The organism is Mucilaginibacter sp. SJ (genome assembly GCF_028993635.1).
Classification (GTDB): Bacteria; Bacteroidota; Bacteroidia; order Sphingobacteriales; family Sphingobacteriaceae; genus Mucilaginibacter.
On the sequence record NZ_CP118631.1, the window covers coordinates 3,320,771 to 3,333,942 of the forward strand.

Here is a 13,172-nt window from a genome sequence, read left to right on the forward strand (position 1 = left end):
TAGTTTTCAACATTCAAACATTCTTAACAACTGTTCAATACAAAGCATTGATAATTAATGACAATGGATACAACAGGCAAGCGATGAGTGATTCTGAAAAATTGCCCTAAAGATTTCTACCTTTGGCAAAAGTAACAATTATGGAGCCTAATATTTCAGATATCCTAAAACGTTTACATATAAACGATATTAATGACGCCTTTAGTACAGGCAGTGCCTGGGGCAGCAGTGACGGTGCCGCAGTAAAAGATATAACATCTCCGGTCGACGGCAAAAAAATAGCATCAGTAAGGCTGGCAACGGAAGCAGATTATAACCAGGCAGTTGAGCAGGCAGTCAAGGCATTTAAAACCTGGCGTAAAACCCCGGCACCTAAACGTGGCGAAATAGTGCGCCAGATTGGTGAGGCTTTACGCGCAGCCAAGCAGGACCTGGGCACCCTGGTATCCTACGAAATGGGCAAAAGTCTGCAGGAAGGTCTGGGCGAGGTTCAGGAAATGATAGATATTGCCGATTTTGCCGCTGGCTTAAGTCGCCAGCTGTATGGTTTAACCATGCACAGCGAAAGGCCCGACCACCGCATGTATGAGCAATACCACCCGCTGGGCATAGTAGGAATTATTTCGGCATTTAACTTCCCGGTAGCGGTCTGGAGCTGGAATTCCCTGCTGGCCTGGGTTTGCGGTGATGTGTGCATCTGGAAACCATCCGAAAAAACGCCTTTAACCGCAATTGCCTGCCAGCATATAGCGCAGGAGGTTTTTAAAAAGAATAACATTGAAGAAGGTGTATCATGCCTGGTAATAGGCGAGCGTAACATTGGTGAACTGATGGCTGCCGATACCCGCGTTCCCTTGGTATCTGCTACAGGCTCAACCCGTATGGGTAAAGCGGTGAGCGCCGCGGTTGGTGCAAGGCTGGGCAAAAGTTTGTTGGAACTTGGCGGTAATAATGCCATCATCATCAGCGAAAATGCCGATCTGGATATGTCGCTCATCGGCGCGGTGTTCGGGGCGGTGGGTACTGCCGGTCAGCGTTGTACCAGTACCCGCAGGCTTATTATTCACGAAAGCGTTTACGAAGCATTTAAGCAAAAACTGATTAATGCTTATAAGCAGATCAGGATTGGAAACCCATTGAATGAACACAACCATATGGGCCCTTTGATTGACACAGATGCTGTTGCCTTGTATCTTGAGTCGATTGAAAAATGCAAGGCCGAAGGCGGCAACTTCGTGGTTGAAGGCGGCAAACTGGAAGGTGTAGGTTATGAATCGGGCTGTTATGTAAAACCATGCATTGCTGAGGTTGAAAATCACTTTAAGATAGTGCAGCACGAAACCTTTGCACCTATCCTTTACCTTATCAAATACAATACTATTGAGGAGGCTATCGATTTGCAAAATGGTGTTCCGCAAGGACTGTCATCGGCTATTATGACCAATAATTTGCGCGAGGCAGAACAATTTTTATCCTACGCAGGTTCTGATTGCGGAATTGCTAATGTTAACATCGGCACATCCGGGGCTGAAATAGGCGGCGCTTTCGGCGGTGAAAAGGAAACAGGCGGCGGCAGGGAATCAGGATCGGATGCATGGAAAGTTTATATGAGGCGGCAAACCAATACTATTAACTATTCAAAAACGCTGCCTTTAGCCCAGGGGATAAAGTTTGATTTGTAGTTTCTGAACTGACAAAATCCCCCAAAACTCTGGCTCAGACAAATTAAACATCAAATTCTGATCTAAACCTGGAGTTAAACAAAGCGCCATTGCTATTGTTATTAAAACATGACAAAGCCAGCAAACGAAAAAGATAAACCTTCGCCATCAGATACCCCGACCCACAGGCCAAATGACAATGGGCATAAAAGCAAAGTGCGCAAAGAAGATAAACAATATCACGCCGATAATCCGCATGGCGGCGATATTGCCAAAAAGCATGAAAAGGAAGAACAACCGGTTCATTCAGTGAAAAGTGTACCGAAGAAATGAGTTCTAAGTCTTGAGTCGCAAGTTTGAAGTCGCAAGTCCAAAGTCTCAAGTTTTAAATTAAGGGTTTCGCAGAGTATCGGTTTCAGAATCAGAACTTAAGACTTAGAACTTCGTACTTAAAACTCAGAACTACGACTTAACAATCCCTGCTGAATTAAACTGCAAATCATACAGCTTACGGTAGTGGCCGTTCTCAATTTTAAGCAATTCCTGGTGGGTGCCCATTTCCATGATCTCACCGTGATCAAGTACGATGATCCTGTCGGCATTTTGAATGGTGGAAAGCCTGTGGGCTATCACTATAGCTGTGCGGCCTTCCATTAATTTATTGATGGCATTCTGGATCAGGATCTCCGTTTCCGTATCAACAGATGATGTAGCTTCGTCCAAAACTAAAATTGCGGGATTATAAACCAGTGCCCTGATAAACGAGATCAGCTGCGACTGCCCGGCCGAAAGTGTTGAGCCGCGTTCCATCACATTATAATCGTAGCCACCCGGTAACCGTTCGATAAAATCATGCGCGCCAACATCTCTGGCTGCGGCTATGATCTGGTCGCGGGTTATAGTAGGATTATTGAGGCTGACATTATTGGCAATGGTATCGCTGAATAAAAAAACATCCTGTATCACAGTTGCTATCTGCGAACGCAGGTAGTTTACATCATAATCATGGATATCATGCCCATCAACCCTTACACAACCTTTGCCAATTTCATAAAAACGGTTCAGGATATTAATGGTTGATGATTTACCTGCGCCGGTTGCCCCTACCAAAGCCAATGTTTCGCCTGGCTTGATGTGGAAGCTGATATTTTTCAGCACCCAGTTTTCATCATTATAGGCAAACCATACTTTATCAAAGCTAATATCGCCCTGCAGCCTGCCTGTTGTGAGTGTGCCTTTATTTTCGGCCACCTCGTCGGTATCCAATACTTTAAAAATCCTGTCGGCACCTACCATGCCCATTTGCAGGGTATTAAATTTATCGGCCAGCTGGCGGATAGGCCTGAACAGCATATTCAGCAACACGATAAAGCTGGTGATCAACCCGGGAGTAATGCCTTTACCCGATACGGTAATAGCAGCCATTTGACTGTCAGACAGCATCCTTTTACAACCATACCAAACCAACAGGCCCATACAAATGGCAAAGAGGATTTCAACTACAGGGAAAAATATGGAATAATACCAGTTTGAGCGGATATTGGCATCGCGGTACTTTTCGTTTACGGCTTTAAATTTACGCATCTCCTGGTCTTCACGGGCAAAGATCTGGATCACGCTGATACCTGAAATATGTTCGGCCAAAAAGGTATTGAGCCTTGCCACCTGCGTGCGTACCTCCTGGAAAGATGATTTAATAGCCTCTTTAAACACATAGGTTGAAGCAAACAGGAAGGGCATCGGAATGAGCGTAATCAGGGCCAGTTTCCAGTCCTGCCAAAGCATGTAGCCAATCACGGCGATTACCAGCAGCATATCGCCCATGATAGAAATCAACCCTTCCGAAAAAATATCAGCAATAGTTTCCAGGTCAGACACGGTACGCGTAATGAGCATACCGATAGGCGTACGGTCAAAATATTTTAATCTTAAACCAGTAATGTGGTTAAAAATATCGATCCTCAAATCACGGATCACATATTGACCCAGCGCATTGGTTAAATAAGTTTGGTAGTACTGCGCAATAGTTTGAATAATCAATTGAGCTATCATTAGCTCAACCATAAAAACCAGGCCGTTATAATCGTCGTTCAAAATGTTGACATCCAGCGTACGCTGGATCAGGATAGGCTGCAGCAAAGCATTGGCAGCTATAAAAATAGTCAGGAAAGTAGCTATAACAAAGGTTTTGTTATACGGCTTAACGTAATGCATTACGCGGCCAAGCAGCTTCCAGTCGAGGGCCTTTCCGGTTACGCCCCCCCTGCCCCCTGAAGAGGGTGCCTGCTTATTAGTATTTTCTTCCTTTTTTGCCACTATTTCAAATGTAAGGTATAATTATAAATCTTAAAATTCTATTCTGCACCATTATTCCCCCTTTAGTGGGTTAGGAGGAACGGATATTTCACCTCCGTCAAGTACAAGCCGCAGGCCGGAACACTGGTGCCGGCGTTTGAGCGGTTCTTACTTTCAATAATTTCGCGAATGCTTTCGGGAGATATTTCTTCCCGGCCGATCATCATTAATGTACCCACAATGGCGCGTACCATGTTACGCAAAAACCTGTCGGCAGTGATATGGAAAACGATGCCACTGTCGGTTTTCACCCATTCGGCACTGGTAATTTTGCAGTTATTGGTTTTTACCTGGGTGTTTGATTTACTGAAACAACTAAAATCAATATAGTCCATCATGATAACTGCTGCCCGGTTCATCAGGCCGATATTGGGCACATCACGCAATTGCCAGGAAGCCCCCTGTAAAAAAGGGTCTTTACTAAAGTGAACATGATATTGATACGAGCGCGATGTGGCATCAAAACGGGCATGCGCATCGGCATGAACGGGGATAATATTTTTTATAGCGATATCAGGTGGAAGCAGGGCGTTGAGGCCCCTCACTTTATGTCCATAGTCAATAGTCGATAGACCATAGCTTGAGGATTTACTATCGACCATGGACCATGGACTATGGCCTTCAATATCGAAATGCGCGAAGAACTCTTTGGCGTGCACACCTGTATCTGTACGGCCGCAGCCGGTTGTTTCTATAGGCTGTCGTAAAATTGTGCTTAAGGCCTTGTTCAGCAACTCCTGTACACTTACGGCATTTTGTTGTATTTGCCAGCCGTGATAGGCGGTGCCGTTGTAGGCCAGTTCAATAAAATAACGCTGATTTGTGCTCACGACGGCAAAGTTAATAATCTGCCGCCTATGGCAGGCTCATAATTTGGTCATAGTATTTCAGGGAGCAATAAATCGGCTACACTCTATAAGCAAAACAATTATATTTGCCCATATAATAATTAAATACTATGCTTCAACGCATCCAAAGCATTTACCTTTTGTTCGCCAGCCTTGTGCTGTTCGCCCTTTTCTTTTTTCCGCTTGCCCACAATGTTTATATTAATGATAAGCCCTCAAGCATTATGGTTACCGGTATTTACCAGGATGTGAACGGCGTACAGCAGCATACCCAAACATTTGTGGCACTCACCGCTATAACAGCTATTGTTGCCCTTATTCCTTTGGTCATCATTTTTCTATATAAAAACCGAAAACAGCAAATAGCCTTCTGTTACAGTGCTATACTGGTACTTATCGGCTATAGTTTCTGGATGGCACAAACTGTTAAAGGCGCAGCAGGCAGCATTACGCTTGACACACGCACGATGGGCATTGGCCTGTTCCTTACTTCATTAAGTATCATACTGATCATCTTCGCGCAAAAAAGCATAAAAAAAGATGAGAAGCTGGTAAAATCGGCCGACAGGTTGAGGTAAACCCGGGTTAGTGTTAAGTCGACAGTACTAAGTCGGAAGTCATAAGTTTGGTTTTCTTTTTATCTACCTGGAGCTTATGGCTAAAACCTAAGTTACTTTTTTGTAATCCCGGTGTAAAACAGGCAATGATTTATGACTTTCATGCTCACTAAAACTCCTTGTTATCTAAAAATCGACCTTTAGAAACCGGAGAAAAAAGATAATCCTTGTTATGAAATTATTAATTAACTGGTTTTTTTTCAGTCAATTAGTAACGTATTCTCAATAATACTACTAAACTTCATTTTATCTCAGCCTACCTATTGGAATTGTAAAACATTAACGCTATCTTTGCGCCCGATTTGACGATGTTGTCAAATTCGTTATTTAAATTCATGAACAACCCATTTATTGAACTGGGAATCCGTCATGATATTGTTAATGCCATCTCTGAGTTAGGATTTGAGAATCCTACACCAATCCAGGAGCAGTCAATCCCGGTATTGTTAACAGGCAGCAACGATTTTGTCGGATTAGCCCAAACCGGGACCGGAAAAACTGCTGCCTTTGGCCTACCATTGTTGGAACTGCTTGATTTCGAAGAAAATCATCCACAGGCACTTGTTTTATGCCCAACACGCGAACTTTGTTTACAGATCGCGAACGACATTAAGAATTACGCCAAAAAAATGAACAACGTACACGTTGTTGCCGTTTATGGTGGTGCAAGCATTATGGATCAGTTACGCCAGATCAAACGCGGCGTACAGATCGTAGTAGCTACACCAGGTCGTATGCTTGATATCATTAACCGTAAGGCTATTGATTTTTCGGCTGTGAAGTATGTAGTATTGGATGAGGCTGACGAAATGCTCAATATGGGCTTTCAGGAAGACATTGATAGTATCTTATCTACCACACCCGAAGAGAAAAAAACCTGGCTATTCTCGGCCACCATGCCTGCCGAAGTTAGGCGGATCGCAAAAAAATACATGACCGATCCCTTCGAGCTTACTATGGGCGCAAAAAACACCGGCAATGCCAATATCGAGCATGAGTACTATATAGTACGTGCCCGTGACAAGTATGCCGCGTTTAAACGTATTGTTGACTTTAACCCTGATATTTTTGGTATCGTATTTTGCCGTACCAAAATTGAAACACAGGAAATTGCTGAATCACTGATCAAAGACGGCTACAATGCTGATTCATTGCATGGTGACCTTTCACAACAACAACGCGATAAAGTGATGAAACGCTACCGTGAGCGCAGCCTGCAATTATTAATTGCTACTGACGTTGCAGCACGTGGTATCGACGTTAACGATGTAACTCACGTTATTAACTATTCATTACCCGACGAGATTGAAAACTACACTCACCGTAGCGGCCGTACAGCCCGTGCAGGTAAAACCGGTGTATCAATCTCTATCGTTAACGCCAAAGAATTAGGCAAAATCCGCCAGATTGAGCGTGTTATTGGTAAAAAATTCGTGAAAGCTGAGATCCCTACAGGTTTTGATGTTTGCGAAAAACAATTGTTCTCTATCGTTCACAAGGTACATAACGTAACTGTAAACGAAGAGCAGATTGAGCAATACCTGCCGCGCATTTATGACGAGTTTAAAGATTTCACCAAGGAAGATTTCATTAAACGCTTTGCTTCAATTGAGTTTAACCGTTTCCTTGATTATTATAAAAACGCTCCCGACCTGAATGCCAGCATTGAAGAAGGCCGTAACAGGTTTGAAGATCGCGGCGAACGCGGCAACGGCGTAAGAGGTAACTACACCCGTTTATTTATAAACCTTGGTTCGGTTGACGAGTTTAACCGTGGCGATTTGTTAGGTTACATCTGTAACACTACCAAAATAAGCGGCCGTACCGTTGGTAAGATCGATGTTAAAGGTGTTTACTCATTCTTTGAAGTGCAGAACGAAGATGTTGATAAAGTGATGGCCAGCTTTAAAGAAGCCGAATATAAAGGTCGTCCGGTAAGGATCGAGATCTCAGGCGAAGGCACCAGCGAACGTCGTGAAGGCGGATACCGTGGCGGGGATCGCCGTGAAGGTGGCTACCGTGGTGGTGACCGTCGTGAAGGCGGATACCGTAGTAACGAACGCCGCGAACACAGTGGTGGCTTCCGTGATTTTTCAGGCAAGCCCCGTGAAGATCGTCCTGAGCGCAGAAGGAGATTTTAATCATCCATGATAAAAAAACCACCATGTGCAAAGCATGTGGTGGTTTTCATGAGCTTCCTTTAGTAAGAAGCATTAGTTTTAGTTTAGTTTTGTTAACAAAGCCTTTTTACCGCTGCATACGGGAACAAAGGCTTTTGTTTTATATATAAGTCCGGCTTTTTTTCATTCATAAGCGAGCTTCAACCTATCCATAAAACTTATGAGCTTTCGGCTTTGAGCATTCAGCTTTCAGCCTACATTAACGGCTAAATTCAACAATATCCGAATCAGGATAACAAAGCGTTAGCTTACTGTCGGTAAGTTCCTTAATAAAAAACTTGGTATAAGGCCTGCTCCCCTGGTATGAGGTGTAAATAGTATCATTTTTTACAAAATAATCCTCTTTGCTCGCCTGCCCGTCGTCCATAATAAAATCTTTATCCGTTATCGAAAGCTTGGTAGCACCATCTTTTGATTTCCAGTTACCTTCCAGCTTTTTATTGGCGGCCGGCGGCTGAGAACAAGCGTATATCAATAACATCCCTGCAACTGCAGCAAATATGGGAGCAAACTTTTTCATGACGGATCAGGATTTTTTAGAACGGCTTACGCCTTTGTTGAATTTAATTATTGGGTAGGTTTATCAATCAGTTCAGATTTTTTCAGATAAACCCGGTGACCTTTTTTATTCACATAAAAATAATGCGAATATTTATCAATGTAAATGGTTTCGCCATTAGGACCGGCCTTGCCGGCATATTTCTTATCAGCTACCGTAGCAGCACCTTTAGCCGCAATCTCGGATGTTTTATGGCCTATTTTTTTTGTGGTTTTGCTGATCTTACCACCGAGGGTTGAATCCTTATGCGTTTGGGCAAAGCCCGGGCTAACCATAAATGTACCGGCAGCAAACAGGGCTATTTTAAACAGATTTTTCATATTGACGGTAATTAAGTTTTTTTAATAAAATCAACTCAATTTCTCGGCCAAATTTCTCATTTCTAACACAGGTGAGCGTTTTTGATATAAAATGGCATAAACAGCTTCGCAAATAGGGATGCTCACGCCGTATTGCTTATTAACCTCGTGTAGGCAATTTACTGCATAGTACCCCTCGGCAATCATGTTCATTTCCAGTTGGGCCGATGTTACTGTATATCCCTTGCCTATCATGTTACCAAAGGTGCGGTTACGGCTAAATTGCGAATAAGCAGTGACAAGCAAGTCGCCCAGGTAAGCCGATTCTTTAATATCCCTGTCGATAGGATGTACAGCGGCGACAAAACGCTCTAATTCGCGAATAGCGTTTGATATCAGCACCGCCTGGAAATTATCTCCATAGCCCACACCGTGGCAAATACCACTGGCAATGGCGTATACATTCTTCAAAACAGCCCCGTATTCTGTACCATAAATATCGTCAGAAATGTTTGTTTTGATATACCGGGTATTGATCATTCCCGCAAACTGCGAGGCAAGTTTTGTATCTCCGGAAGCTATAGTTAAATATGACAATTTTTCGAGCGCCACTTCCTCGGCATGGCACGGACCGCTGATCACCATAAAATCATCAAACGATATATCGTATTTTTGATGGAGAAATTCGGCAATTATCAGGTTTTCATCGGGCACGATACCTTTTATAGCCGACACTATTTTTTTACCTTTCAGATCGGCAGTAGTAATATCTTTTAGCGCATCTTTCAAAAAAGCAGCCGGTACATTAAGCAATACAATATCAGCAGCCGCTATAAGCGGTTTCAGATCGGTAGATATATTCTGTTCGGGAAGTTTGATCTCAACCGAACTCAGGTAATGCGGGTTACGCGCAAATTTTTTCAAATGTTCCACAGCTTCGGCGTTACGCATCCACCAAAAAATTTCTTTTGGGGTGGGGTTGTCGATAAGCATTTTGATATTAGCCGTAGCCCAGCTTCCTCCGCCAACAACTGTGATCTTGTTTAATTTTTTATCCATCAATAAATAATAGAAATATCGCTGCCTGGTTTTAATCGGCCAAGCAAATTAATGAAATATTATGCAGATTGGCGAATGAGAGAAAAAGTGGGCCTACCACTTTTTTGAGCCTTTTTGCAATACAATAACCTGCCTCCGGGCCGATGCTTCCGTTTTTCTTTTCTAAGATAAAGAGTTTAAGATAGTTTGCATGCCCCAGGGTTTCTTTTTGTCCGGATGGTCTGTTAAAGAATCACAGGGGAGCGCAAGATGCTATTAGTTGTTAAACATCAATTCAAAAACACTTCATCCAAAAACACCCAGCCCGGCTTGCCTTTGGCGGGATGCCACGCCGGCACGCTTTTAAGCGGTTGGGCAACCAGTTTGATGCAGGATATCTTTTGTTCGGATTTTAACTTACATTCCAATGGGATCAAAGCAAATAGGTCAGACTTTTTTGGTGCCCCTGTTTTAAGTGTACTTAATAGCTTGAGATGGTTTTGATCAGAGCCTCCCCAAACCTCAACCCCGGCAGGCAAAAAGATCTGGGAACCTGTATTACGCATGACATTGAGGCCAACCGAACGCAGATCAATTGGTTTATTAAACCACATGATCACCGCCAGATCCTTTTGCGATGCAACCCATTTTCCGTTGCCAAAATTGTCGCCGCCTAAATCTTTATCGATAATTGTTTTAGCGCCATCGCCTTTGTATTTGTCGTCAGGATATTTGATAAAGCTGATACTATCAGGCGTGTAGGCACATTTATAAACATTGAATTGTACGGTATCGCTGCCAATCCATCCGGCTTTGAATGCTCTTGTCCTGATCACCGTACTTCGTGTAAATACGATGCCTGGTTTGTAAGATGCAGCCTTGATACTATCAGGCACCGAACCATCAGTAGTGTACCGAATATCCGCACCTTTTATAGGGTTGCTAAGTTGCAAAGCATAACTCTGCTTAAATATAACCGCCGTATTTTTTAACTGCGGACTGGTGAGCTTAAGCGCCTTACCATCATCCTTAAAGCCGGTTAACAGGCTAAGTTTGGGGTTTTGTTTTTGAAGCGATTGCAGGTCGGCCGGGTTCAGGCCGCTATCCCATACCGCCAGTTCATTAAGGCTTTTTATGGCGATGAGTTGTTTTACGTCGGCTGTAGTAAGTTTAACGCCTGCCAACGAAACACTTTTGAGATATTTTAAACCGGATAATTCTTTTAGCCCCTTGCCCGTAACATCGCTGAAATTGAGGTTTAGCCTGCGCAGATTTTCAAATTTGGCAATGGTTTTTAGGTCGGCATCTTTTACGGGTATTTTATTCAAATCAAGTGATACTACCTGTTTTTTAACCGGGCTTAATTCGTCAAGCACCTTAACATTGTACGTGCTTTTATTGTAGATATTAACCGCCAGTGCCGGCGACTCATTAGCTAACGGGTAAACTGCCCGGTAATTATTATTGAGCTTTTGAATATCCTTTTCATTGGCTGCCGAAAAATCGTAGTCCTCCTCTTCGCTTTCTGCTGGTTTTAGATGGGTGGCAGCTATCATCCGTAAGGAATCAGAAGCAGGCAAATCAATTACTTTTTTGCTAAAACCGGCCTTGCTTTTTATCCACAGGTAAAGCAGCATTTTTTCATCATCGGTAAGCTGGGTTTTACCGGTTGGAGGCATATGTTTCTTTTCGGTTTCGGGCAGGTGTACGCGTTGCAGTAACAGGCTCATGGCCGGATCGCCGGCTATAAATAGCTTACCATTTTTGCCGCCTTTCATGATAGCCGCCGAATCGGTAAGCATTAAGCCCCCCTTCATTTTATCAGCATTATGGCAGCTTTGGCATTTAACCTCAAATATGGGGCGGATCACATCGTTATAAACCAGGGCCTGGTCTATCGGTACCACGTTTTTGCTTTTATCCATTACCGGGCCTAAAACAAAATCATTGCCGTGGGTAAGGTTGCCGCCAAGGTGCCCGGCAACAATTAAACAGAAAACGGTTATTATAGCTCCGGCTTTAGCCAACCTTACCGTATACTTTGAGGTATGACGGATGAGATATACGCCGTATCCGGCAAAAGCAACGCTTACACCAAACCATTTATGCCATTGCAAAGTATCGCCCTCATAACCTGGCTCCCTTGAAAGGAACAAACCCATGATCACCGTTATTGATGACAGTAATGCACCCAGCAGCAGCAGGTAACTTGTAAAGGTTTGATACAGTTTTTCGTTAATAAACTCGGCCCGGTAACGGAAAAACTCCATCACCGTGGCCAGCATCAGTATCACGATAGGGAAATGCAGGATCAGCGGGTGCATGCGGCCAACAGGCTGCAGCCAGCGGGGCACAACCAGGCTATCGCCGGCTATAAGCAGCACTACAATAAAAGTATTAAGGGCAAATAATGTCCCTTCCGCAAAACCTTTGTGGCTGCTTTTCATATACGCCGGGCTGTATGTGTATTAATTAAACCCTTGTGAATTTATAAGGATATACCTTGCCCGATGCCCATTGTGCTACGTACAAATTTTCGTCGTTATCCACACAAACATCATGCGGGTTCAGGAAAATCTTTTCGGCCTGGGCCATGGGCTGCAGCACGCCATCAGTGTACACAGGCTCGGTGCCACCAAGGTTTGATATAACCTTGTTGTTTTTATCTAATATGGTAGTAAAGCCGGTATTTTCCTTGCCCAGATCGGGCGAGCGAAGTACTGCAGCATACAAATAATCTCCCTTAATCACCGGACGGCAAACGCAGGCTCCAGGTAGCTTAATTACTTCCTGCAATTTTCCATCCATGCTAAAGCGTTTAAAGCAGTTGCGGGTGCGATCTGTAACCAATAATGTTGGCGTGGCGTAACGCCTGTCTATCACTATCCCGTGCGCGTTATCCAAATGTTCGTCGCCTTCGCCCTTACCGCCGAAGAAGCCTTTTAGTTTACCATCCTTATCATAATGGGTAACATACTGTGCGCCGTAGCCATCGGCAATAAAAATGTCACCATTACTGTCGATGGTGGTTTCAGTTGGAACAAACTCTTCGGCTTTTTTGTAAACGCCGGTTTCGAGCGGCACATCAATGGTCATTAATATACGGCCATCAAGCGTGGTTTTATAAACCTGGTGTTTTACGGTATCGGTTATGAACAGTACTTCGGTACCGTTTTCATTAAACAGGGTGAGGCCATGTGCGCCGGGAAAATCGTGGCCCCAGGTACTCAGCAGCTTGCCCGATTTATTATAAATGAGCACATTGTTTTTGGTTTCGTTGGTGAGCAGCAAAATGCGGCCTTTTGAATCCTGCACCATTTCGTGGCAATCATTCACCGGGTTTTTCTGTGAATCGGCCTTGCTCCAGTTTTTATCCATGCGGTAGCGCATATTGCCATGACCATAAATTGGCCCGTCGTCTTTCGCTAACAAATCTTTGGCTATAAAAAAGCCTGCTGATAAAACTGAAGTGTGCTTGATAAATTCTCTTCTTTCCATACCGTTGATTTTTATGATTGCGTTGATTTCGCTGATTTTATTTCTTTTGATTACACCGATTGTTGGGTGATTTCACCGATTACACCGATTTTGATTCCTTCTCCATCGCGTCATTGC

General features: G+C 43.7%; 11 protein-coding genes. 4 read left to right on the forward strand and 7 right to left on the reverse strand.

What is annotated here, in order from left to right; genetic code table 11:
• Positions 1–140 precede the first annotated feature (140 nt).
• Complete coding sequence (gene amaB, locus MusilaSJ_RS13220; protein ID WP_274990451.1) at positions 141–1,682, forward strand: L-piperidine-6-carboxylate dehydrogenase; 1,542 nt, start codon at positions 141–143, stop codon at positions 1,680–1,682.
• A 108-nt stretch (positions 1,683–1,790) separates the two neighbouring features.
• Positions 1,791–1,994 carry a hypothetical protein gene (locus MusilaSJ_RS13225; RefSeq protein WP_090530730.1) on the forward strand — a complete coding sequence of 68 codons (204 nt, stop codon included), beginning with the start codon at positions 1,791–1,793 and terminating at the stop codon, positions 1,992–1,994.
• Between the two features lie 129 nt (positions 1,995–2,123).
• On the opposite strand, the gene MusilaSJ_RS13230 is transcribed toward MusilaSJ_RS13225, so the two are convergent.
• Both MusilaSJ_RS13230 and truA read right to left on the reverse strand, forming a co-directional pair.
• A complete protein-coding gene (locus MusilaSJ_RS13230) occupies positions 2,124–3,875 on the reverse strand; it encodes an ABC transporter ATP-binding protein (RefSeq protein ID WP_274990452.1) in 1,752 nt (583 codons plus the stop codon).
• A gap of 164 nt (positions 3,876–4,039) precedes the next feature.
• Positions 4,040–4,846 carry a tRNA pseudouridine(38-40) synthase TruA gene (gene truA / locus MusilaSJ_RS13235; RefSeq protein ID WP_274990372.1) on the reverse strand — a complete coding sequence of 269 codons (807 nt, stop codon included), beginning with the start codon at positions 4,844–4,846 and terminating at the stop codon, positions 4,040–4,042.
• Between the two features lie 128 nt (positions 4,847–4,974).
• Here truA and MusilaSJ_RS13240 point away from each other — a divergent pair, with 128 nt between their 5' ends.
• Both MusilaSJ_RS13240 and MusilaSJ_RS13245 read left to right on the forward strand, forming a co-directional pair.
• Entirely contained in the window at positions 4,975–5,442 is a 468-nt protein-coding gene (locus tag MusilaSJ_RS13240) for a DUF4293 domain-containing protein (RefSeq protein ID WP_091167471.1), read from the forward strand.
• 374 nt (positions 5,443–5,816) lie between these two features.
• Positions 5,817–7,622 carry a DEAD/DEAH box helicase gene (locus MusilaSJ_RS13245; protein WP_274990373.1) on the forward strand — a complete coding sequence of 602 codons (1,806 nt, stop codon included), beginning with the start codon at positions 5,817–5,819 and terminating at the stop codon, positions 7,620–7,622.
• Between the two features lie 238 nt (positions 7,623–7,860).
• On the opposite strand, the gene MusilaSJ_RS13250 is transcribed toward MusilaSJ_RS13245, so the two are convergent.
• From MusilaSJ_RS13250 to MusilaSJ_RS13270, 5 genes are all read right to left on the reverse strand, one after another.
• On the reverse strand, positions 7,861–8,181 hold the full coding sequence (locus tag MusilaSJ_RS13250; RefSeq protein ID WP_090530718.1) for a hypothetical protein: 321 nt from the start codon (positions 8,179–8,181) through the stop codon (positions 7,861–7,863).
• Between the two features lie 47 nt (positions 8,182–8,228).
• Positions 8,229–8,540, reverse strand: a complete 312-nt coding sequence (locus MusilaSJ_RS13255; protein ID WP_188834325.1) for a hypothetical protein — start codon at positions 8,538–8,540, stop codon at positions 8,229–8,231.
• A gap of 30 nt (positions 8,541–8,570) precedes the next feature.
• Positions 8,571–9,578 (reverse strand): NAD(P)H-dependent glycerol-3-phosphate dehydrogenase, encoded by a 1,008-nt coding sequence (locus tag MusilaSJ_RS13260; protein WP_274990374.1) that lies wholly within the window; start codon positions 9,576–9,578, stop codon positions 8,571–8,573.
• Between the two features lie 269 nt (positions 9,579–9,847).
• Entirely contained in the window at positions 9,848–12,004 is a 2,157-nt protein-coding gene (locus tag MusilaSJ_RS13265) for a c-type cytochrome domain-containing protein (RefSeq protein WP_274990375.1), read from the reverse strand.
• Positions 12,005–12,029: 25 nt separating this feature from the next.
• Positions 12,030–13,055 carry an NHL repeat-containing protein gene (locus MusilaSJ_RS13270; RefSeq protein ID WP_274990376.1) on the reverse strand — a complete coding sequence of 342 codons (1,026 nt, stop codon included), beginning with the start codon at positions 13,053–13,055 and terminating at the stop codon, positions 12,030–12,032.
• Between the last annotated feature and the right edge of the window lie 117 nt (positions 13,056–13,172).